Source organism: Bacillus sp. JZ109, from assembly GCF_053903135.1.
On record NZ_CP096388.1, the window covers coordinates 1,037,642 to 1,059,657 of the forward strand.

The 22,016-nt window shown below is 43.2% G+C and carries 21 protein-coding genes, 1 tRNA gene and 1 riboswitch; of the genes, 15 read left to right on the forward strand and 7 right to left on the reverse strand.

Annotated elements, in window-relative coordinates; genetic code table 11:
• The first annotated feature begins 72 nt into the window (after positions 1–72).
• The 5 genes from M1D94_RS05260 to rhaA are packed head-to-tail and all read left to right on the forward strand — an operon-like array spanning position 73 to position 6,069.
• Positions 73–2,142 carry a bifunctional rhamnulose-1-phosphate aldolase/short-chain dehydrogenase gene (locus M1D94_RS05260; protein ID WP_038828462.1) on the forward strand — a complete coding sequence of 690 codons (2,070 nt, stop codon included), beginning with the start codon at positions 73–75 and terminating at the stop codon, positions 2,140–2,142.
• A gap of 56 nt (positions 2,143–2,198) precedes the next feature.
• Positions 2,199–2,975, forward strand: coding sequence for a rhamnose catabolism operon transcriptional regulator RhaR (gene rhaR / locus M1D94_RS05265; RefSeq protein ID WP_009968057.1), 777 nt, complete (start codon positions 2,199–2,201; stop codon positions 2,973–2,975).
• A gap of 4 nt (positions 2,976–2,979) precedes the next feature.
• Positions 2,980–4,437 carry a rhamnulokinase gene (gene rhaB / locus M1D94_RS05270; protein WP_070547688.1) on the forward strand — a complete coding sequence of 486 codons (1,458 nt, stop codon included), beginning with the start codon at positions 2,980–2,982 and terminating at the stop codon, positions 4,435–4,437.
• A gap of 17 nt (positions 4,438–4,454) precedes the next feature.
• The gene (rhaM, locus tag M1D94_RS05275; protein WP_021480470.1) at positions 4,455–4,769 is read left to right on the forward strand and encodes an L-rhamnose mutarotase; all 315 of its coding nucleotides are present in this window, start codon (positions 4,455–4,457) and stop codon (positions 4,767–4,769) included.
• A 25-nt stretch (positions 4,770–4,794) separates the two neighbouring features.
• Positions 4,795–6,069 (forward strand): L-rhamnose isomerase, encoded by a 1,275-nt coding sequence (rhaA, locus tag M1D94_RS05280; RefSeq protein ID WP_172861345.1) that lies wholly within the window; start codon positions 4,795–4,797, stop codon positions 6,067–6,069.
• Between the two features lie 40 nt (positions 6,070–6,109).
• Here rhaA and iolU read toward each other — a convergent pair whose 3' ends face one another.
• Complete coding sequence (gene iolU / locus M1D94_RS05285) at positions 6,110–7,096, reverse strand: scyllo-inositol 2-dehydrogenase (RefSeq protein WP_041850599.1); 987 nt, start codon at positions 7,094–7,096, stop codon at positions 6,110–6,112.
• Positions 7,097–7,277: 181 nt separating this feature from the next.
• Here iolU and M1D94_RS05290 point away from each other — a divergent pair, with 181 nt between their 5' ends.
• The 3 genes from M1D94_RS05290 (at position 7,278) to M1D94_RS05300 (ending at position 9,546) form a co-directional block, all read left to right on the forward strand.
• The gene (locus tag M1D94_RS05290) at positions 7,278–8,444 is read left to right on the forward strand and encodes an AI-2E family transporter (protein ID WP_021480467.1); all 1,167 of its coding nucleotides are present in this window, start codon (positions 7,278–7,280) and stop codon (positions 8,442–8,444) included.
• Between the two features lie 92 nt (positions 8,445–8,536).
• A complete protein-coding gene (locus M1D94_RS05295; RefSeq protein WP_014477785.1) occupies positions 8,537–9,367 on the forward strand; it encodes an undecaprenyl-diphosphate phosphatase in 831 nt (276 codons plus the stop codon).
• Positions 9,368–9,473: 106 nt separating this feature from the next.
• A tRNA-Ala gene (locus M1D94_RS05300) sits at positions 9,474–9,546 on the forward strand.
• A gap of 106 nt (positions 9,547–9,652) precedes the next feature.
• Here the strand turns inward: M1D94_RS05300 and cdoA are convergent.
• Entirely contained in the window at positions 9,653–10,138 is a 486-nt protein-coding gene (gene cdoA, locus M1D94_RS05305; protein WP_173614269.1) for a cysteine dioxygenase, read from the reverse strand.
• 502 nt (positions 10,139–10,640) lie between these two features.
• Between cdoA and M1D94_RS05310 the strand changes: the two genes are divergently transcribed.
• The 3 genes from M1D94_RS05310 to M1D94_RS05320 all read left to right on the forward strand — a co-directional run bounded on the left by M1D94_RS05310 (position 10,641) and on the right by M1D94_RS05320 (position 13,557).
• Positions 10,641–12,176, forward strand: coding sequence for an MFS transporter (locus tag M1D94_RS05310; protein ID WP_072175128.1), 1,536 nt, complete (start codon positions 10,641–10,643; stop codon positions 12,174–12,176).
• Positions 12,177–12,336: 160 nt separating this feature from the next.
• Positions 12,337–13,185, forward strand: coding sequence for an exo-glucosaminidase LytG (gene lytG / locus M1D94_RS05315; RefSeq protein WP_031315317.1), 849 nt, complete (start codon positions 12,337–12,339; stop codon positions 13,183–13,185).
• A gap of 108 nt (positions 13,186–13,293) precedes the next feature.
• Positions 13,294–13,557: a YiaA/YiaB family inner membrane protein gene (locus M1D94_RS05320; protein WP_003222348.1), complete on the forward strand. Its 264-nt coding sequence runs from the start codon at positions 13,294–13,296 to the stop codon at positions 13,555–13,557.
• Between the two features lie 35 nt (positions 13,558–13,592).
• Here the strand turns inward: M1D94_RS05320 and ktrB are convergent, their stop codons facing one another.
• The 4 genes from ktrB to gbsR all read right to left on the reverse strand — a co-directional run bounded on the left by ktrB (position 13,593) and on the right by gbsR (position 17,256).
• Positions 13,593–14,930 (reverse strand): Ktr system potassium transporter KtrB, encoded by a 1,338-nt coding sequence (gene ktrB / locus M1D94_RS05325; RefSeq protein ID WP_103804294.1) that lies wholly within the window; start codon positions 14,928–14,930, stop codon positions 13,593–13,595.
• Positions 14,931–14,936: 6 nt separating this feature from the next.
• Positions 14,937–15,605 (reverse strand): potassium uptake protein KtrA, encoded by a 669-nt coding sequence (ktrA, locus tag M1D94_RS05330; RefSeq protein ID WP_003228942.1) that lies wholly within the window; start codon positions 15,603–15,605, stop codon positions 14,937–14,939.
• Between the two features lie 72 nt (positions 15,606–15,677).
• Positions 15,678–15,826, reverse strand: a riboswitch (cyclic di-AMP (ydaO/yuaA leader).
• 144 nt (positions 15,827–15,970) lie between these two features.
• On the reverse strand, positions 15,971–16,516 hold the full coding sequence (gene bslA, locus M1D94_RS05335) for a biofilm surface layer hydrophobin BslA (RefSeq protein ID WP_003243556.1): 546 nt from the start codon (positions 16,514–16,516) through the stop codon (positions 15,971–15,973).
• Between the two features lie 197 nt (positions 16,517–16,713).
• Positions 16,714–17,256: a transcriptional regulator GbsR gene (gbsR, locus tag M1D94_RS05340; RefSeq protein ID WP_015251366.1), complete on the reverse strand. Its 543-nt coding sequence runs from the start codon at positions 17,254–17,256 to the stop codon at positions 16,714–16,716.
• Between the two features lie 198 nt (positions 17,257–17,454).
• Between gbsR and betB the strand changes: the two genes are divergently transcribed.
• From betB to M1D94_RS05355, 3 genes are all read left to right on the forward strand, one after another.
• On the forward strand, positions 17,455–18,927 hold the full coding sequence (gene betB / locus M1D94_RS05345; RefSeq protein ID WP_277708925.1) for a betaine-aldehyde dehydrogenase: 1,473 nt from the start codon (positions 17,455–17,457) through the stop codon (positions 18,925–18,927).
• Positions 18,928–18,943: 16 nt separating this feature from the next.
• A complete protein-coding gene (gene gbsB / locus M1D94_RS05350) occupies positions 18,944–20,152 on the forward strand; it encodes a choline dehydrogenase (RefSeq protein ID WP_014477776.1) in 1,209 nt (402 codons plus the stop codon).
• 87 nt (positions 20,153–20,239) lie between these two features.
• Entirely contained in the window at positions 20,240–20,818 is a 579-nt protein-coding gene (locus M1D94_RS05355; RefSeq protein WP_124047983.1) for an MOSC domain-containing protein, read from the forward strand.
• A 5-nt stretch (positions 20,819–20,823) separates the two neighbouring features.
• Here the strand turns inward: M1D94_RS05355 and M1D94_RS05360 are convergent, their stop codons facing one another.
• Positions 20,824–21,312, reverse strand: coding sequence for a DinB family protein (locus M1D94_RS05360; RefSeq protein ID WP_003242867.1), 489 nt, complete (start codon positions 21,310–21,312; stop codon positions 20,824–20,826).
• A gap of 167 nt (positions 21,313–21,479) precedes the next feature.
• Between M1D94_RS05360 and M1D94_RS05365 the strand changes: the two genes are divergently transcribed.
• Positions 21,480–22,004 (forward strand): NfeD family protein, encoded by a 525-nt coding sequence (locus tag M1D94_RS05365; protein WP_031315315.1) that lies wholly within the window; start codon positions 21,480–21,482, stop codon positions 22,002–22,004.
• Positions 22,005–22,016: the final 12 nt, after the last annotated feature.

A 22,016-nucleotide genomic window follows, 5' to 3' on the forward strand; every position in this document is an offset into this window, starting at 1 on the left:
AATTCAAAAACAAACAGAAATCATATATAATGAAAACGGATATAAATAAAAGGGTATGGGGGAATATCAAATATGGTGAAACATATATGGGATTCAGAGCGAGCTGCACAGCTGCCTAAAGGTGTAGAGGAATTGGTGTACAGGTCCAATCTGATCGGGTCAGACCGCACTGTCTGCAACTGGGGCGGGGGGAATACATCTATGAAAACAACGGAAAAGGATTTTAGAGGCCGTGAAATAGAAGTCATGTGGGTAAAAGGAAGCGGTTCGGATTTGGCAACAATGAAAGCGCATAACTTTTCCGGTTTGAAATTAGATGATATCCGCCCGCTGATTAAAAGGGACCAAATGCCCGATGAAGAAATGGTAGACTACCTGTCTCATTGTATGACAGACAGCAAACATCCCCGCCCTTCAATTGAAACGCTATTACACGCTTTTTTGCCATACAAACATGTTGACCATACCCATCCAGATGCGATTATCAGCATATGCTGTGCGGATAATGGAAAACAAATCGCTGAAGACATTTACGGAAATCGGTTTGTATGGGTGCCATACGTCCGTCCTGGATTTACTTTGTCTAAAATGATCGCTGAAGGCGTAGCAAACAATCCCCACGCCGAGCTTGTATTAATGGAGAAACACGGCTTAGTCACTTGGGGAGAGACGTCTGAAACATGTTATCAAAAAACGATATCCATCATTCAAGAAGCCGAGCAGTATATTAACGATCGTATCAATCAGCATGAGGTATTCGGAGGCAAAAGGTATCAGCCGCTGCCGGAGGATAAAAGAAAACAAATCTTGGCAGGCATCATGCCTGTGATCAGAGGAGCAGTAAGTGAAGAAAAGAAAATGATCCTTTCCTATGATGATCATGACGATGTCTTGGAATTTGTAAACAGTGTCCAAGCGCCAGCACTTTCGCAAATCGGTGCGGCATGCCCGGATCACCTTGTTCACACAAAACGGGTTCCGCTGTACATTGATTGGAATCCGGAAACTCAAGATGTGCACAAGCTTGCGGATCTGATCAAGTCAGGAGTCGAGACCTTTACATCAGAGTATCAGGCTTACTTTACACGCAATCAGCAGGATGGGGATCAAATCTTTGAATCCGCCCCGCGGGTGATATTGATTCCTGGAATCGGAATGGTGAATACAGGAAAAAGTTATGCGATGTCTAAAGTAAGCGGGGCTTTATATCGGAGGGCCATCGCCGTAATGAAAGGAGCAACCGCTCTGGGGCAATTTGTTTCTTTACATGAAAATGAATCCTACCATGTCGAATATTGGCCGCTCGAACTATATAAACTCACGCTGGCCCCGCCGGAAGCAGAATTTTCCCGAAAAGTAGCGCTGATAACTGGAGGAGCCGGCGGAATCGGCAGTGCGGCATGCCGCCGATTTGCAGCTGAGGGAGGGCACGTGATCGTAGCTGATCTGAATATAGAAGGCGCACAGAAAATTGCCGGGGAAATAAACGATGCATACGGAAAAGGACGGGCAATGGCTGTCAAAATGGATGTGACAAAGGAGGAAGACGTACAGTCAGCTTTTGAACGAGCGGCGCTTGCTTACGGCGGCATTGATATCGTCGTCAATAATGCCGGGCTGGCCACATCAAGCCCATTTGACGAAACAAGTCTAAAAGAATGGAATCTTAATATGAATGTTTTAGGAACAGGCTATTTCCTTGTAGCCCGTGAAGCGTTTAAACAGATGAAACATCAAAATAGAGGCGGAAGCATGGTATTTGTCGGATCGAAAAATTCGGTTTATGCGGGAAAAAACGCCTCTGCCTACAGCTCTGTTAAGGCGCTTGAAACCCATTTAGCAAGATGCATCGCAGCAGAAGGCGGAGAATTCGGCATTAGGGTCAACTCCGTTTTGCCTGATGCAGTTCTTCAAGGATCGGCAATCTGGGGTTCAAGCTGGCGTGAGGAACGAGCCGCGGCGTACGGGATTGAACCGGATCAGCTGGAGGAACATTACCGGAAACGGACAGCATTGCTCGTCAATATTTACCCGGAGGATATTGCCGAAGCCATTGCATTCTTCGCTTCTTCCAAAGCCGAAAAAACAACGGGCTGCATGATCACGGTAGACGGCGGCGTCCCTGCTGCTTTTACGCGTTAGATATATGCTATGATAAAAATATAAGACGGACTACGATATGAGGAAGGGCGTTACCGATGCTAGTAGCAGAACGGCAGCAAAAAATAGTGGAAATAGTAAATATGCGTTCAAGCATCCGCGTTTCCGAATTAAGTGACATTTTTTCAGTCACAGAGGAAACCATTCGGCGTGATCTTGAAAAGCTTGAAAAAGAACATAAACTGAGCCGGAGCCACGGAGGAGCGGTCAGTATTCAGCAGAAGGAATCAGAAATTCATTTTTCTGAACGGGAAATCACGAATGTCATCGAAAAAAAAGCCATCGCTCACGAAGCGGCCAAATATGTAAAAAGCGGAGACCGAATCATTCTCGATGCAAGCACAACCGCTTGGTACATGGCAAAAATACTCCCTGACATTGAGCTCACCGTGATTACAAACTCAATGAAAGCAGCTATTGAACTCAGTAATAAAGAAAACATATCAGTCATTTCAACAGGCGGCATTTTGCTGGAAAAATCATTATCATTTGCCGGCCCGTTAGCAGAGCGTTCACTTGAGACCTATCATGTCAATAAAACCTTTCTGTCATGTAAGGGATTTGACGTACACAACGGGATGAGTGATTCAAATGAGTGGCAGGCGCTGCTCAAAAAACGGATGATCGAAAGGTCGGACCAGACCATTTTGATGGCCGATTCAAGCAAATGGGGGAACCGCGAGTTTTCACATATCGCCTCGCTGCAAGATGTCAGCCGCCTTATTACGGATTCTGGACTTGATCCGGCATCGGTAAAAGCTCTTGAGGACAAAAAGGTGAAGGTGACAGCTGTTCCTCTTTCGAAGAGAGGGTGAAAGGATGATTTATACTGCCATTGATGTAGGCGCATCAAGCGGGAGAATCATGGTAGGTGAACTGAATGAAGGGAAGCTTGACATACAAGAGATTCACAGGTTCGCTAACGGTTTCAGTCAAAGAGACGGGCATTGCTTATGGGATATTGATCATTTGCTAAAACAAATCCTGCAAGGACTGCAAAAAGTAAAGACGCTTGGGTATGAACACTGCACCGTAGGCATTGATACTTGGGCAGTTGATTATGTCTTACTGGACGAAAAAGGCGATCGGTTGCGGGAAGCAATCTCCTACCGTGATAGAAGAACAGATCACACAATAGACAAACTGGAACATACCCTCTCAAAAGCCGCAATTTATCAAAAAACAGGAATACAATTTCAGCCTTTCAACACGATCTATCAATTGTTTGAAGAAGACCGTGAGCTGCTGAAAAAGACAGACAAAATTATGATGATTCCTGATTATTTAGGCTATTGTTTAACCGGAAAAGCTGTAACGGAAATCACAAATGCGTCCACAACACAGCTTTTAAACGTCTCAACGGGAAATCTTGATCCTGAATTGCTTGAAGCCGTGTCTGTTCTGGAACAGCAATTTGCGCCGCTCACTGAACCGGGGTGTGAACTCGGGAAGCTAAGAAATGAGTGGTTCCCGGATTATGATCTCCCGGCGTGCAAGGTGATGACAGTCGCAACACATGATACGGCCTCGGCCGTCATTGCGGCGCCAGGCGTAAATGATGGCTGGGCGTATATCAGCAGCGGAACATGGTCGTTAATCGGGGTTGAAAACAAAACACCGATAATAACTGATCTGGCTTTAGAAAACAACTATACAAATGAACGCGGCGCAAACAACACCATTCGCTTTCTCAAAAACATTATCGGCATGTGGGCGATACAAGAAGTCAGACAGCAGTTACAAGCAGATTACTCTTTCCAGCAGCTTGCAGAAGAAGCCAAAAAAACAGAACCATTCCAGCAATTTATAAACTTAAATGATAAACGATTCCTGAATCCAGAAAACATGATAAAGGAAATACAACATTATTGCAGACAAACCCGCCAAAAGATTCCCCGCACTGCAGGCGAACTTGCCTGCTGCATCTACAGCAATTTAGCCATCATCTATGCGATAGCCATCAAAGAGCTCGAAACAATCACAGAAAAACCGATCGAGCAATTTCATATCATCGGCGGCGGAGCCCGGAATGATTTCTTAAATCAATTAACGGCAGACATGAGTGGAAAAGCGGTATATGCAGGGCCGATAGAGGCAACTGCCACCGGAAATCTTTTGATGCAAATGATTGCTGCCAAAGAAGTCAAAGACATAAAAGAAGCCCGGCAAGTCGTCAGAAATTCCTTTCCGATCAAAGTGTTTACACCTAAAGACATTGACAGAAGCACCATCATTCAGTCCTTTCAGCAAACCGTTTTGAAAGCGCTATCTAAATGATGAAGAGGTGAAAAGGTTTGAAAAGAAAAGCCAGTATCATGTTTGTCCATCAAGACAAGTACGAAGAATACAACCAGCGGCATGATGACATTTGGCCAGAGATGGCAGAAGCACTCAAAGCTCATGGAGCACACCATTATTCCATTTTTCTAGACGAGGAAACAGGCAGGCTTTTTGCATATTTAGAAATAGAGGATGAAGAGAAATGGAGAAAGATGGCGGACACGGAAGTTTGCCAAAGATGGTGGAAATCGATGGCGCCATTAATGAAAACAAATTCGGATTTCAGTCCTGTTGCGATAGATCTAAAGGAAGTTTTTTATTTGGATTAAAAAACTGATAAAGGGAGAGAGCCGTATGACCATAAAAGCCAATTATGACAGTGCAAAACAGGCATATGAAAAATGGGGAATTGATGTTGAAGAGGCGCTTCGGCAATTAGAGCAAGTGCCCATTTCGATCCATTGCTGGCAGGGTGACGACATTGAAGGCTTTGAAGTAAATAAGGGCGAGCTTTCAGGCGGAATTGACGTGACTGGCAATTATCCCGGAAAAGCGCAAACTCCTGAAGAATTAAGAAGAGATTTGGAGAAGGCTCTTTCTCTCATTCCTGGAAAGCACCGCGTAAACCTGCATGCGATATACGCAGAAACAAACAGGGAAGCGGTAGAACGTGACGAATTGAAGCCGCAGCATTTTGAAAACTGGGTGAAATGGGCAAAAAACCTTGGTCTCGGTTTAGATTTTAATCCAACCTTGTTTTCGCATGAGAAAGCGGCTGACGGACTCACCCTTTCACACCCTGATCCGGACATCAGAGAATTTTGGATCAGGCATTGCATCGCTTGCCGCCGTATCGGGGAATACTTCGGGAAAGAATTAGGCACACCTTGCTTGACGAATATTTGGATTCCCGATGGCTATAAGGATATCCCGAGTGATAGGCTGACACCGCGTAAAAGACTAAAAGAATCACTGGATCGGATCTTCGCAGAGAAGATCAGTGAACAATACAATCTTGATTCAATCGAGAGCAAGCTGTTCGGGCTTGGCTCCGAATCATATGTTGTCGGATCTCATGAATTTTATTTAGCTTATGCTTTGACGAATCATAAGCTTTGTTTACTTGATACAGGCCATTTCCATCCGACTGAGACGGTATCGAACAAAATCTCGTCCATGCTGCTTTACACAGACAAGCTTGCCTTGCACGTATCGCGGCCTGTTCGTTGGGATAGCGACCATGTAGTGGTTTTGGATGATGAATTGAGAGAAATCGCTCTTGAAATTGTACGAAATCATGCTCTTGAGAAGGTCGCCATCGGTCTGGATTTTTTCGATGCCAGCATTAACCGTGTAGCCGCCTGGACCATCGGAACGAGAAATATGATCAAAGCTTTATTGTATGCCTTGCTTCTCCCGAACGGATATTTAAAACAATTGCAGGAAGAGGGCCGCTATACAGAAAGGCTGGCCCTGATGGAGGAATTCAAAACATATCCTTTCGGAGCCATCTGGGATTCCTACTGTGAGCAAATGGGCGTTCCGGTAAAAGAGGCATGGCTTCATGACATCAAAGAATATGAGCAACAGGTGCTTTTAAAAAGGAAGGCATCTTCTCCGATTGTCTAATAAAAAATCCGCCGCGGCATTTGCACGCGGGCGGATTTTTTTAAGCTTGATCAGCAGGGTATACAATCCCCATTTGCTTTCTTGCTTCTTCCATAATTTTTGCGGTGGTCAAAGACCGTTCAAATGTATTTTCTTCAGATTCCAGCTTATTCTCTTTTATGAGTGTGACAAATTCTTCTGCTTCATAGAACATCGCCGGTTTAGGATCAGGGATCGCGATGTTTTCAAGGCGGCCGTCCCGGTAGCGGATTTCAACACGTTCAGGCCGGTGAATTGTATCGATTACAATCGTCCCGTCTTCACCCTGGATTTCCGCTGGGGCATAGGAAGTAGAGATTTTGGAATGCATCAGAACGGCTTCGAACCCGTCGTAAGACAGAATGACAGTTCCTTCTCCGTCCACTCCGGAAGATAAAGCATATCCGTTTGCTTTTACATCCTTTGGCTCGCCAAACAACACAACAGCCGGATAAATACAATAGACGCCAATATCCATTAATGACCCATTGGAAAGCTCAGGCTGAAACGCATTCAAAACAGTTCCGCTTCTGAACGCGTCATATCGTGAGGAATACTGGCAGTAGCTTGCGGTAAATCTGCGGACAGTGCCGATTTTATGCAGGTGTTTTTTCAGCTCTTTGAAATTCGGCAGGAAAGTGGTCTTCATTGCTTCCATGAGAACAACACCGTTTGCCTTAGCCGCTGAGATCATCTCTTCTGTTTCTTTTGTATTCGAAGCAAACGGCTTCTCACAAAGCACATGCTTGCCATGGTTCATAAAGAGAACGGCTTGTTCTTTGTGAAGAGCGTTCGGGCTCGCTATGTATACGGCATCAAAGCAATCGCTCGCCGCCATTTCCTGAAGGTCTGAGAAGGCATGCGCAGCGTTGTGTTTAGCAGCAAACTCGCCAGCGCGTTCAGCCGATCTTGAATAAACAGCAGTCAGCTGAAAATCTTCGATATCCGCTGCTGACTCAAGAAAGCGGTCTGTAATCCAGTTGGTTCCTATTATTGCAAAACGTATCACTCGTATCGCTCCTTTTGCATGATATAGCTAAATTATAGCTTAAAAAGAACAAAATCACATGATAGATATAAATAGAATGTTAAAACCGAGAAAGCTTTTCCAGCAATTAACGGTTTTTATTTTTCATTATAGGGACGATAGTGTACAATTTAATTAAACTATGTATGACGGAGGAACGATAGTGGAGACGTTGCAAACATGGAGCGGCAGATTCAAGCGATTCTTCTTGGATAATAAGTTTGTTTTATTTTTGCTTGTGCTGCTGCTGATTGGTTTAAATATTCTAGTATTTACAAAAACATCATTTATTTTCACCCCGATTATTGTTCTGCTCAAAACGATATCACTTCCGATTATTTTGACAGGCATTGTTTTTTATCTGTTAAACCCAGTCGTCGATTTTCTGGAGAGAAGAAGAATAAGAAGAATCTATTCTATATTGCTGCTATATCTATTGGTTATCGGGCTGATCACGATCACGATCGTGTCGATCATTCCCTTCTTAAAAGAACAAATTATGAGTTTGATTGACAATATCCCAAGATATGTGGACGTCGTAGAAAATCAGACGAAACAGCTGATCGGCAGCAACTTCGTCAATCAGGCCCAGCAAACGATGAACATTAATATATCTGATCTTGCTACAAAGGTTTCGGATCAGGCAGCGACGATCGTGAACAGCACCTTTACCGGTGTTGGGAATTTTATCGGCGCACTGACTGAGATTATCATTTCGATCGTCACGGTTCCGTTTATTCTATTTTATTTGCTAAAAGACGGAAGAAAATTACCGGTCTACATACTGAAGTTTGTGCCGACTCGATTGAAAGAACAGACATATACAGTCTTAAGCGAAATGAATCATCGGTTAAGCTCTTATATCAGAGGCCAGATCATTGTCAGCTTCTGTATCGGGTTTTTGCTGTTTATCGGTTATTTGATTATCGGGCTGGATTATGCTTCATTGCTTGCAGTCATTGCGGCTTGCACAAGCATCGTTCCATATTTAGGGCCAACGATTGCCATTACGCCTGCGATTATCATTGCCATAGTGACATCGCCGCTCATGCTGCTTAAGCTGGTGATCGTTTGGACGATTGTTCAGCTGATTGAAGGGAAGCTGATCTCTCCGCAAATTATGGGAAAAAACCTTCACATCCATCCGATTACGATTATTTTTCTGCTGTTAACAGCCGGCAAGCTGTTTGGTGTTGTTGGAATCATTCTTGCCATTCCTGGCTATGCAGTTGCCAAAGTCATTACGACACATTTATTTGACTGGTTTAAAATGCAGTCACATTTATACGATGAAGAAAAAAATGAAAATACGTCGGGTCATAAAGTGTGATTTTCGTTTATAGTTATATAAGACGGGCTTTCCATTTATGGAAAGCTCCCGTTATGTAAAAAAATAAATGTCTAATGGGGAGAATCAAAATCATGACTCTATGGGAATTGTTTGTAGCCGCCATTTTAGGAATCGTAGAAGGATTAACAGAGTACGCGCCGGTTTCTTCGACAGGACATATGATCATAGTAGACGACATCTGGCTTAAATCAAGTAATCTGATGTCAGAAGAAGCTGCTAACTCATTCAAGGTGGTTATTCAGCTAGGCTCCATTTTAGCAGTAGCTATCGTGTTTAAAGACCGAATTTTAAATTTACTGGGCTTGAAAAAAAATATTACAAGCGACCAGGAGCAGGGACATAAATTAAGCATTGCCCAAATTGCCGTCGGACTCGTGCCTGCAGCTGTTCTCGGCTTTTTGTTTGAAGATTACATTGATGAATATTTATTTTCCGTTAAAACTGTGGCCATCGGTTTAATTGCCGGGGCAATCCTGATGCTTTTTGCTGACTGGGTCAATAAACGGAAAACAGCGACAGACACACTCGACCGCATTTCCTATAAACAGGCGATAGCCGTCGGCTTATTCCAATGTCTTGCCCTTTGGCCGGGTTTCTCGCGTTCGGGTTCAACCATTTCCGGCGGTGTTATTCTCGGATTAAACCACCGAGCTGCAGCCGACTTTACGTTTATTATGGCGATGCCGATCATGATGGGAGCCAGCTTTCTAAGCCTTGTGAAGCATTGGGACAGCTTAAGCTCGGATCTGATGCCGTTTTTCATCGTCGGCTTTATCTGTGCCTTTGTGGTCGCACTGTTTGTCGTCCGTTTCTTCTTAAGGCTGATTAACAAAATCAAACTTGTCCCATTTGCAATCTATCGAATTATTCTCGGTGTGATTTTACTTTTGATCATGATGTAAGTCGAAAATAAGGCTCTTTTACGAGCCTTATTTTTTCTGTCAATTCAAGAGGAAACAGCTTGTTTTTCAAAATAAAATCATCTATAATAAACATGACGTTACATACGGGGCCATAGCTCAGCTGGGAGAGCGCTACGCTGGCAGCGTAGAGGTCAGGGGTTCGAGCCCCCTTGGCTCCATACCTGTAAACCCTTATTCTATAAGGGTTTTTTTGTTTTGAGGAAAAGGTTTCATTCTCTGAATCCTCCAGTTGAGCGAAGTCAAAGTGAGCAGCTTATCTGTCAATCATGAATTTTCCAATACCTCCTTTTGTTCCTCAAAGACCATCATGTCTTCCAAAGGAGGGGAGTAGACATGAAGAGACACCATTCGTTCAGATGTTGGATTGGACATTTTGTGAATTAAACCTTTGGTTGAAATAAGGCATTCTCCTTCGTGGACAAAGTATGAATTGGAGAGTTCTGCGTGTTCGCCGGCTGAGCGATAAATAGAATTAAGAAGCTTTCCTTCTAACACCATTGCACAACCAATGGATTGACCATGATCGTGTACTGTTGTCTCCTTGTTTGGCGGAATGTTAATCACGATAATTTCCAATTCATTATTTCGATAGATGGCATTTCGGCCGTAAGCGTATTGGTCTGGTTCCTTAATATACGGTTGACTCAATTTTGCTGCGTTTGGAATTTGTTTTAAAGACGTTGCTAAATCTTTAACCGATGGATTTTTCAAGCCGCTAAAAATGTCTTGGATACACTCATACAGTTCCATTCGTTTTTGCCTCCCGGAATATTTAGAATTTCCTTACATTGGTATTTCATAGGTTAATTCATGGTATTTACCCATATACAATTTAGAGGCGGCAAACGCCCAGTAAACACAAAAAAATGTGCGGCCAAAATGTTGTCTTATCACCAACTTATTTGAGTTTATTAGTTGGAATAGTGGATTGAAAGGATTAAAACGGCCTGCTTTAATTCGCTTGAGGGAACGAGCAGGGATTCATAAGTGCAGTTCTAGACACAATATCGGGGAAAAGCTTTCAAGCTTTCTATGTTGTGCTTGAAATTTACTCCATTGACAAAACACAATCGATTTGAAATAATATTTGATTATATGCTCATTCATTCACATAATTATAATAAAATAATATCATTTCCCCTGAAAGGGAGAATATTAGAATGAAAGCTAATGGTATGCAAAATCTATTAGCTTCTTTTGTTTTCAAAAAATGATGTGTTTCGCATGTATTCATATAGGAAGGAATGACAACATGAAGACAAAACACTATTGGGTGATTTCTTTGCTCGCCGTCTTAGCGGTCGGGCCGGGATTGATGTCTAACACGGCATTGTCGTCAGTTCAAGGCCTTGTTCAGAAAGCGGTTGGAACAAGTGTCTTCACATCAGTAAATCCGATATTGATCGGCAATATGGCCTTTGCCTTGTTAGTTCCGGCAGGACCGTTGCTGAGGAAAAAATTCGGTGCTCGTCCCGTCTATCTGGCTTCATTACCTGTTTTTATACTAGGCTCACTGCTCATCGCATGTTCAGGCGATATTGCATGGATGGCGGCAGGGCGCTTTTTACAGGGAGCGGCAACAGGCGTCATGCTGATGATTATGATTCCAATGCTTGTACTGTCATTCCCGATTGAACGCAGGAACTATGCACTGCTTGTGCTAATCGGGGGATTCTATGGTTCTGTTATCATCGGCACAATCCTCGGAACCATTGCAACAAGCTGCGGGCATTGGAGATGGCTGTTTTTCATCTTTGGCACCTTGTCCCTGATCGGTGTCGCGGTGAGCTATTTCTTTCTTCATGACGAGCATCACGGAGCGTCGGATCAAGAACAGCCGCTTGATCGTGCGGGAATTCTTTTATCTGTTTTCCTTGCCGCAGCCTCAGCGGTTTCATTCATTTTTCTGCAAAAATGGGGGCTGTCATCGGGTTATGTATGGATTGGTTTCGGGGTGACGTTATGTTTGCTCATTGGTCTATTGATTGTGGAATATAAAGTGAAAAACCCATTCATATCTATTAAACTGATGCTGCTGCCAAAACCGGTGCTTGGCTTATTGATCATAGCTGCAGGGACGATAACGGTAGCTGTCAGCCTGTCTGCTTTTCAAGGCTTGCTCCGTCAAATGTATGATATTTCTCAGGAGCATCTCATATTTTTAAACTTGACTCTTTTAATCGGAGTGGCGATCGCGGCCATTTTAAGCGCTCTGTTATACGATAAAGTCGGACCAGGGATGCTCGGTATTATCGGCGGACTCATTCTCGTCTTTGTGAATTTTCAATGGCTGCATATGCAGGATCGATCATCTCTTTATATGTTCGCGGCACTGTTTATCATGCTTGCAGCGGGAACAGGCCTGACAGTCGCCGCAGGGCTGATGGGAGCTGCCATGGGAGGCCCGCTGCCTGATTTGGTCAAGAGAATGACAGCTGTTCAGTTTTTAAGATTGTTTGTCTATATGGGAGTTCCTATTCTCATCGGCTTTTTCACGAAAAAAGATGCTGCCAGACAAAGCGGTTCGGTACAGGATTCTATGATGACTGCTTATCATGATCTCTTCTTCATTTCTTTTATCCTTAGCGTGCTGCTCGTCTGCCTGTCATTTTGTATGAATGCCACTGGAATGGGGCACAAGCTGGCACATAAACCACATGATAAAGCGAAAACAGCTCCGGAAAAACCGGCCGTTTCAGCAGAAGGTTTGTCGAAGGCAACTGTCAAATCATATAAAGTAATAAATGATACGGAATATCGTAATGCACTCAGAAATTTACAAAAATAGAAACATGGTAAAAACCTTTTCATTGAGCGAAAAGGTTCTTATTTTGCAATCTTTTCCCAACTTTATCCCTAAAGAATTGAAAAATATTAGAAGTGCAAGTAAAATTCTAAAAGGTAGATTCTTTTACATTCGTAATCTTTTAATTCGAAGGAAGGTTTTCATGGCCCGTAAAAAACTTAAAAAACGTAAACTCTTGATTTCACTATTTTTCATTGTATCGATTCCGCTAGCTCTGTTTGTTTTAGCGACAACTTTATCAAAACCGATTGAAACATCCAAAGAAACTGAAGAAATCGATGAACAGCAAGTATTTATAGACAGTCTGTCCGGACATGCCCAAATTTTGTATGAAAAATACCATGTTCTCCCCAGCATCACAATTGCTCAGGCCATTCTCGAATCGGACTGGGGGAACAGTGAACTGGCTGCTAAGGCCAACAACCTTTTTGGCGTAAAAGGGAATTATAAAGGCCATCATGTCACGATGGAAACGGACGAAGTTGAAAAAGGGAAAAGAAAAACCATTCGCGCGAAGTTTCGAAAATACAGCACGTTTTTTGAATCTATGGATGATCACGCCCAATTGTTCGTTCGTGGCACATCGTGGAATAAAAAGAAGTATAAACCGGTGCTTGAGGCAGGGAATTATAAGGAAGCGGCAACCGCCCTGCAAACATCAGGATATGCTACAGATCCTGACTATGCTGACAAAATCAGCGCTATTGTGGAAAAATACGATTTAGATGAGTACGATGAGGTAAATCCATCCCTCAAATCTGTGGATTTAAACGCCTCTATTAAAGACAGTGCCGTTCAAGACGTATGGTCCAAGCCCTCTACTGATGATCGGTCCATAAGGCTTACCTCTGCCCAATCTTACGTCGGCAAAGACATAAAGGTTGTGTCTAGAAAACAGAAAGGCCAGTCTGTATGGTACCAATTCCAAATCAATGATAAACTTATCGGCTGGATTGATGATTCAGCTGTTGAAATAAAGGAGGCAACCTAAGCCCTTTTTACTGGTATTTTTAATTCTTTGTTCCATTACGGGGAATTTGAGGTATAATATTCCACGGAAGTTATCACTTTTTAACTATGCTTTCGGGAGGGAACAAAGGTGCAGAAATATAGACGCAGAAACACGGTTGCCTTTACAGTATTAGCTTATTTCACTTTTTTTGCGGGAGTATTTTTGTTTAGTATCGGACTCTATAATGCTGATAACCTGGAACTCAATGAAAAAGGTTATTACATCGCTGTTATGATACTTGTAGCAGTTGGTGCGATTCTTACACAAAAAGTGACCCGTGATAACGCGGAGGATAACGAAATCATCGCGGAACAGGAAAAAAGACAAAATCAATCTCATATCGAATCATAAAAAAATCCGGCGACTGCACGCCGGATTTTTTGATATCACCCTGTAAACACTTCGCCGTCAGGGTAACGGATATTTGATTGCTCTGTTTTTGCGAATGAAAACACGAACGTTAAAGGACCAATTCTTCCGATAAACATGATGACAATAATGATACACTTGCCAGCTGTTGTCAGTTCAGGAGTAAGCCCCATCGTAAGGCCGACAGTTCCGAATGCGGAAAAGGTTTCAAACACAATTTGAAGAAATGACGCTTGTTCTGTCATCGTCAGGGCGAAAATCCCTAAAAACACGATGAACAAACTGGTGACGCTCACAGCTAAAGCTTTAATGATAATCGGATATTTGATGGAACGGCGGAAAATAACCGTTTCTTTTTTACCTCTCAAGTAAGCAATAACAGATGTTAAAATCACGATGAACGTAGTCAGCTTAATGCCGCTCGCCGTTGATGCGCTTCCTGCTCCGATAAACATCAATAATAAAGTAAATACAATTGTTCCTTCTCTCATGCTGCCGAAATCTAGAGAATTGAAGCCTGCGGTTCTCGGCGTCACTGCCTGAAAATAGGACGCCCACAGTTTATCCACTATATGCAGGTGGCCAAGCGTGCCGGGGTTGCTGTATTCTAAAATAAAGATCGCAAGCATAGCAATCGCATTCAACATCAGCGTTCCTGTAAGCATGAGCTTTGTATGTAAAGAAAAAGCTTTAAAACGCCGATTTTTCATCACATCAAACAGAACCGTAAATCCGATCCCTCCTGTAATAAATAAGAAAGTAATCACGAGGTTCACTGTAGGATCGCCAACGTAGCTCATCAAATTATCAGGCCACAACGAAAACCCGGCATTGTTAAAAGCAGATATTGCGTGAAACAAACTTGCAAACAAGCCGGATGACCAGCCGTATTGAGGTACAAGCCGGATGGATAAAATGAGTGCTGCTATCAATTCAATACTGATCGAAAACACAAACAGGACTTTGACAAGGCCAATGACACCGCCGATTGTCGGCTGGTTTAAGGCTTCCTGGACGAGCATTCGTTCTTTTAATCCGATTTTTTTTCCTAATATCATGACGATCAAGACCGCAAATGTCATAAATCCAAGCCCGCCAATCTGAATCAGCCCCATAATTACTGTTTGCCCGAATACCGTAAATTGAGTACCGGTATCGACAACAGCAAGCCCTGTAACAGTTGTAGCGGAAGCCGCAGTAAAAAGGGCATCTATCCATGACAATGGCTTCGTAGTGGAAATCGGAAGCATTAATAGGACAGCCCCGATGATAATGGTAAGGAAAAAACCAATGGCAAGCACTTGAGGCGGTGTAAACCGAACCCATTTGATCACTTTATCCTTTTGAAGTGTCACCTTTGTCTACATCCCTTCGTTTTCAAAACGTTTAATATCCTTTTTGTGGCCCATGATCACCAGGCAATCTTGCTCGTGAATGATGTCTTCAGGCGCGGGGGAAAGACAGATATCTCCATGATGTTTGATGGCCAGGATCGTGCAGCCGTACTTTGCTCTTACATTCAGGTCAATAATCGATTTTGAATCAAGCTTGCGCGTAGCCAACAGCTCGACAATACTGTATTCATCAGATAGATCAATGTAATTCAAAACATTTTCGTCTGAAAGGCTTTGTGCGATTTTAACTCCCATATCTTTTTCAGGATGAATAATCCGGTCAGCGCCGATTTTTTCAAGCACCTTGTGATGATAATAGTTTTGAGCCTTCACCCAAATATTTGGAATATCAAGCTCCTTTAATAATAGGGTGGTCAGCGTACTCGCTTGAATATTTGCTCCGATGGCAACAATTACATATTCAAAATTGCGTATTCCTAATGAAAGCAATTCGTTTTCTTCGGTGGCGTTGGCAATTACCGCATGAGTGGCGTAAGAAGCATATGCATTGACCTTTTCTTCGTTGATATCAACCGCAAGGACCTCATGCCCCATTCTATGAAGTTCTTTACAAATGCTGCCGCCAAACCGGCCCAGCCCGATCACGGCAAATTGCTTATTTTTAATTCTTCCCAATGTTCATATCTCCCTTAGTGAATTAACGTTTTTGAAGCAAAAAAGACCATTGCAAAGAATGGCCGATAATAGACCTCCTCTCTGTATACGCCTACGAGGTTAGCTGTCGGATTAGGGATTCAGAGTACCCCCTCTTACTTAGTAAGATTCACCCCAAGGCTGTTAATAAAACAGCCAATCGTTGGTTCCCCCGTTCGTGTTTGATTAAGCGGTAAAAGAGACTGTATGAAATTGAACACTCAAGAATTTACTCCTGTTTCTAGTGTTTGTCAATTTAAATTTTAAACCAGAAAAAAGATAACGGGGATTAGAGAAAAAGGGGAGGGTAAAACGCAAAAAAGACCGGCGTTAACCGGTCTTTTACATTAGTTGCAACCGCAAGGCTGAGTCGGAGGAGTGCTGCGCTTAGCCACGTCAATGCTGGCTTCTGCGTAAAATTTATTTCCGATGCTTAATGATTTATTCTCCGCACGGAAAGTATATGTACCAGCGGCAGGAAGTGTTTTGTTATTCAGTTTTAATTTGAATTCGCCAGCTCCTAACAAATCAAGTGCCAAAGGAACTCTTACTGTTTTCCCGTTATTGAGGATCTGTGTTGTACGCAAGGCATTTCCGTTCAATGTGTCTTTCGTGTTTGCAGTAAATCCGCTTGGCAATGTAAACTCCATAACGCCAAGGCTGAGAAGCGTGTTTGGACGGTAAGTCAATTCGATATCTGAGAAAGACCATTCCGTTTTGCTGGCGCCAGTGATTGTTGCGAACAATGAAGCTGTAGACTGTGTTCTCATAGTGGATTCAGTATGAGCTTTAGTTGATGTAGATTCAGCCGCGAAAGAAGCTGTAGGTGCAGAAACGAGTAACCCGAGACTTAATGCACTAATTGCCAAAGAAGATAATAATTTGCGTTTCATAACAAAATTCCCCCTAAAAAATGATAAATTAAACAGGCCTGCCCGCTTTTCACCTCCTCTGAAAGGCCAAATACAAATTTTACCTACATAAAATTACCATCAAATATTTTGGAAGTAAATGGGGTGTTTTTCCCGTATTTTTCAAATTTGTAGTAGTTATATCAAAAAAACGCCTGGTTTCCCAGGCGTTTTCTGCTTTACTTTGTTTCGATCGGTATAAATTTAAAAATTTCTCCGGTCTGCACCGATTCAGCAAGCCGTTTCAGCCAGTCATAGTAAGCTTTAGAGCTTTCCAGCTGATCATATAACTGCAGTGCTTCATTTTTGATATCCTCATCGAGATCTTCCTTGCTTAAAACCTTTTGTAAATCAGCTTGTGCTTCCTCGATCGCTGTTACATTCACTTGAACCTCCCGCTCCCATTTAGGTGGAAAGAAATTTGTGAAAAATTTAAAGAAATCCTTCTCAGCCACAAATGTATGCTTGCGGATGCCCCGGTGAAATGTTTTTTTCACTACATTTAAGTCTTGAAGCTTTTTGACGCCAGTGCTCATGCTTGGTTTGCTCATTTGCAACTCCTCACGCATTTCGTCAAGCGTCATCTCATCCCTCATATACATCGTCCCATATAAAATCCCGACACTGCGGGTAATTCCGTAAAGATCCATCGTTTCAGCAATGGAGTCAATAACAAGATCCCGAGCCTGTTCTATAGCTGCAAATTCTGGATTTTCATCCATACTGACCCTCTTTTCCTTTAGAAAATTAAATCCGTTAAGTTATTTCTTTATGTTCTTTATCTTAACGAAACATGAGGAAAAGTCAAAAAGAAAAATCAAAATGGGACTTTGACAGTTTAAAAACCATATGTTAGATTAAGGTTGTTAAAAACATTAAATTTTTATTTAACAAACTTTATTTACGTCAAGGAGGCTTATATGAGTCAAACATTATTCATTGACGGAGAATGGATCAGTGCCGAAAAAGAACAGATCCGCAGTATTATCAACCCATTTAATCAAGAAGAAATTGCAACTGTAAGCGAGGGAGGGCGAGAGGACGCCATCAAAGCAATCGCAGCCGCACGCAGAGCATTTGACAAAGGAGAATGGTCATCGCTATCCGGGCTAGAACGCGGAAAAATTGTTCTGAAAATTGCGGAATTAATCAGACGCGATCTTGAGGAGCTGGCTGAGCTTGAATCTCTTGATACAGGAAAAACACTCGAAGAAAGCAAGGCCGATATGGACGATATCGCCAATGTTTTTCAATATTACGCCGGCTTGGCAGACAAAGATGGCGGAGAGATCATTTCATCTCCGATTCCTGATTCAGAAAGCAAAATTATTAGGGAGCCAATCGGGGTTTGCGGCCAGATCACTCCATGGAATTATCCGCTCCTTCAAGCGAGCTGGAAAATCGCCCCTGCACTGGCTGCAGGAAACACAATCGTCATGAAGCCGAGTGAGATTACGCCGCTGACGACAATCAAAGTCTTTAAGCTGATGGAAGAAGCCGGTGTTCCAAAAGGTGTCGCAAATCTTGTTCTTGGACCGGGAGCCACAGTGGGCGACGAGCTTGCAGTAAACAGAGACGTCGATTTGATTTCATTTACGGGCGGAATTGAAACAGGCAAAAAAATCATGCGGGCGGCAAGCGGAAACGTCAAAAAAATCGCCCTTGAACTTGGCGGGAAAAACCCAAATATTGTTTTCAAGGACGCGGATTTAGAAGTTGCGGTTGATCAGGCCTTAAACGCTGTATTTTTCCACGCCGGCCAAGTATGCTCTGCAGGTTCCCGCTTGCTTGTTGAGGATGCCATTCATGATCAATTTTTGGCGGAGCTGGTCAAACGGGCAAAACGCATAAAACTCGGAAACGGTTTTCATGCTGAGACAGAAAGCGGTCCGCTTATTTCGGCGGAGCACAGGGCAAAGGTAGAAAAATATGTTGAGATCGGAATAGAGGAAGGCGCGAAGCTGGAGACAGGAGGCAAACGCCCGGAAGATCCTGAGCTTCAAAACGGCTTTTTCTATGAACCTACTATTTTCTCAAACTGTAATTCTGACATGAGAATCGTTCAGGAAGAGGTTTTCGGTCCTGTATTGACAGTCGAAACCTTCAGCTCTGAAGAAGAGGTAATCGAGCTTGCGAATGATACCATCTATGGCTTGGCTGGAGCGGTATGGTCAAAAGACATTGAAAAGTGCGAACGGGTAGCAGCCAGCTTGAGAATGGGAACCGTTTGGATCAACGATTTTCATCCGTACTTTGCACAAGCGCCATGGGGCGGATATAAGCAATCCGGGTTCGGACGCGAGCTTGGAAAAATAGGCCTTGAAGAATACACAGAAGTCAAACATGTATACCGCAATACAAAACCGGCAGCGGTTAACTGGTTTAATTCATAAGAGGGGGAGATTGATGATGACATTAAATATGAAGGTAGAAAGCATGCAGAAATTCCACACATTTGAAATTCCGACTGTGATTAAGCATGGAATCGGAGCCATCAAGCATACGGGTGAGGAAGTAGCTGCACTGGGTGTTTCAAAAGCGCTCCTTGTCACAGACCCAGGGATTTATAAAGCCGGTGTTGCTGATCCTGTAATCGAATCACTTAAAGAAGCAGGCATTGAAGTGGTGCTCTTTCATAAAGTTGAGCCAAACCCGCCTGTCCGTCTGGTGAATGAAGGATCTGAGCTTTACAAAAAAGAGAACTGTAATGGTTTGGTGGCAGTCGGAGGCGGAAGCTCCATGGATACAGCAAAAGCAATCGGAGTAGAAGCAACTCACGAAGGAAGCGTGCTTGATTATGAAGCGGCAGATGGGAAAAAACCGCTGGAAAACCGCATTCCTCCGCTGACGACAATTCCCACTACAGCTGGAACAGGATCAGAAGTAACCCAATGGGCGGTTATCACAGATGAAGAAAGAGAATTCAAATTCAACACGGGCGGTCCGCTGATTGCAGCGCACTTGACCATCATTGATCCTGAGCTTCATGTTTCAATGCCTCCGCATGTAACAGCTATGACGGGAATTGATGCGCTCGCCCATGCCATTGAGTGCTATACAATGAAATTTGCACAGCCAATCACGGATGCGGTTGCCTTAATGGCGATTGAGTATGCCGCTCATTACATTAAGAGGGCATTTGCTGACGGAGAGGATCTGGAAGCAAGGTACGGAATGGCGCAGGCTGCGATGCTTGCCGGTCTTTCTTACGGAAGTGAATCAGCGGGCGCGGCTCATGCGATGAGCCAAACGCTTGGCGGTATTATCCCAGTCGCTCACGGCCAATGTGTAGCGGCGATGATGGGCCCTGTCATGGAATACAACTGGAAGGGCTATCCTGAGAAGTTTGCGCGTATTGCGAAAGCGTTCGGTATTGATACAAGCAAGATGACAACAGAAGAAGCTGCGAAAGCATCTGTCAATTGGATGTATGATCTGGTCGAAGATTTAGAAGTGCCGACTTTAGAAGAGCAGGGAGTATCACCTGATATGATCGAACGCTTGTCTAAAGAAGCTATGAAAGATCCGCAAACCTTCGGAAACCCTAGAGATTTAAATGAAAAAGCATACAACTGGATCTACAAGCGCTGCTTTAACCTTACGCCTAAAACGGTATAATCAAAATCCCGCTCCTTTACAGAGCGGGATTTTTTGGGATAATGAAGCATAGGTGGAAATTTTAGATAAGAAAGAAGGTGCCAGCTGATGTGGAAGCGTATGACTGCAAAAGCGGAAGGCTTATATATCGCAGATACAGAAAGCTTCGTAACAAAGCAAATGGACAAGCTTGATTTTGATTATGGCGGCATCCCCGGCGATTTGCATTTTGGCCTGACCAAAAAAGCGGGAGCCAGAGAACCAATGTTTTCAAGAGGGACTGAAATTTTCAACCGCAGACAAATTTCAATTGTTTCAATAGAGGAATGCAACGAAATCGCTTTAAAAATGGGAGTGCCGAGAATTTTGCCGGAATGGCTCGGGGCGAATGTGGCAGTCAGCGGTATGCAAGATCTTACTTCATTAAAAGAAGGAAGCCGGATTATTTTTCCGAGCGGAGCGGCTCTGCTGTGTGAGGGCGAAAATGATCCGTGTATCCAGCCGGGAGAAGTCATTCAGTCTTATTATCCGGACCAACCGAAGCTGGCGCCGGCTTTCGTCCGCCACGCACTGGGCATTAGAGGGATTGTCTGTATTGTGGAAAGACCTGGTGCTGTTTACACAGGTGATGAAATAGAAGTTCATTCCTATCAGCGAAAAGTCAAACGAAAAGCAGAAAGGGTCTGATGAAATCAGGCCCTTTCTATCTTTTCTTTAATTTCTTTCATTTGGCTGAGGTGCCGTTTTTCATGATGGCCGATAAAATCGATCCACTGTCTGACAGTCAGCTCTTGAAACACAGGATGCGGAAGCACTCTTTCAAAATCTTCTTCTTTCAGAGAGGCAATCGCAGCAGTCAGCTGCTCTCTTACCACATCAAGCTCACGTTTCATTTGGCTGCCTGAAATAAAATCATGCGCAGGCTCAAGATGACTCGGGGCTTTCCGTTTATTATTTCTGTCCTGTGCTACCTCAAGCGGTTTTTCTTCAATTTCTTTAATCGGAGCGTCCTTTACACGTTCCTTCAACATTTTTTGTGCGGTCATATCGATTTTTTTCAAATGGTCAAGAACTTCCCGTATGCTCCATTCTTCAGCAGAAGGCTTTTGATTCAGCTTTTCGTCAGAAAGTCCTTTCAATTCGTTCCACGTTTCTAATCTGGCTTCATTAAAGATACTCATCATATCTCCTCCTAAAATGACATTACCATATATATAACCAATTATCATTTATAAAGCACTTCAAATGGGTTATTTGTCTTAAAATTTTGAAACCTTTCCCGTGGTGTCTCGTATAAATGGTAACGGCGGCCGTTCATCAATGCATTGATGAAGAAAGGATGAGGAAATTGGAGTTATTTGGAGTACCTATACAAACAATTTATCTTTATACGCTTATTATTGCGGGCAGCCTTACGCTATTATTCCTGTTTTTCGGAGATGTATTTGCAGGACTGTCAGAAGGCATTCCGTTTCTTAATCCGACATTAGTGCTCTCATTTTTCACATGTTTTTCAGCGGGCGGATATATAGGTGAACTTGTATTGCCTCTGTCAAGCTTGCTGATTGCGCTTTTATCTTGCATCCTTTCGATCCTGATGGTGATATTGCTTCACATCTTTGTACTGGTACCATTATCATCTGCAGAAGAATCATTGGCATATAGAGAAGATGATCTCAGAGGAAGACTCGGTAAAGTGATTACAGCTGTGCCGGTTGACGGGTTTGGTGAAGTGGTCATAGAAGGGATAGGCGGGACCATTTCAAAGTCAGCGGTCAGTTTTGATAATCAGCAGATCAGTTACGGGACAACGGTGTTAGTCGTAGATATTAACAACGGAGTTCTTTCGGTTACTCCGCATGAACCCATTTAATATACAAGGAGG

Coding starts and splice junctions, on each gene's coding strand:
- betB (WP_277708925.1), top strand. CDS start 17,455: ATGAGTCAAACATTATTCATTGACGGAGAATGGATCAGTGCCGAAAAA.
- M1D94_RS05295 (WP_014477785.1), top strand. CDS start 8,537: ATGACTCTATGGGAATTGTTTGTAGCCGCCATTTTAGGAATCGTAGAA.
- M1D94_RS05360 (WP_003242867.1), bottom strand. CDS start 21,312: ATGAGTATCTTTAATGAAGCCAGATTAGAAACGTGGAACGAATTGAAA.
- rhaA (WP_172861345.1), top strand. CDS start 4,795: ATGACCATAAAAGCCAATTATGACAGTGCAAAACAGGCATATGAAAAA.
- bslA (WP_003243556.1), bottom strand. CDS start 16,516: ATGAAACGCAAATTATTATCTTCTTTGGCAATTAGTGCATTAAGTCTC.
- cdoA (WP_173614269.1), bottom strand. CDS start 10,138: ATGGAACTGTATGAGTGTATCCAAGACATTTTTAGCGGCTTGAAAAAT.
- M1D94_RS05260 (WP_038828462.1), top strand. CDS start 73: ATGGTGAAACATATATGGGATTCAGAGCGAGCTGCACAGCTGCCTAAA.
- M1D94_RS05355 (WP_124047983.1), top strand. CDS start 20,240: ATGTGGAAGCGTATGACTGCAAAAGCGGAAGGCTTATATATCGCAGAT.
- M1D94_RS05310 (WP_072175128.1), top strand. CDS start 10,641: ATGAAGACAAAACACTATTGGGTGATTTCTTTGCTCGCCGTCTTAGCG.
- rhaB (WP_070547688.1), top strand. CDS start 2,980: ATGATTTATACTGCCATTGATGTAGGCGCATCAAGCGGGAGAATCATG.
- lytG (WP_031315317.1), top strand. CDS start 12,337: ATGGCCCGTAAAAAACTTAAAAAACGTAAACTCTTGATTTCACTATTT.
- rhaR (WP_009968057.1), top strand. CDS start 2,199: ATGCTAGTAGCAGAACGGCAGCAAAAAATAGTGGAAATAGTAAATATG.
- gbsR (WP_015251366.1), bottom strand. CDS start 17,256: ATGGATGAAAATCCAGAATTTGCAGCTATAGAACAGGCTCGGGATCTT.
- gbsB (WP_014477776.1), top strand. CDS start 18,944: ATGACATTAAATATGAAGGTAGAAAGCATGCAGAAATTCCACACATTT.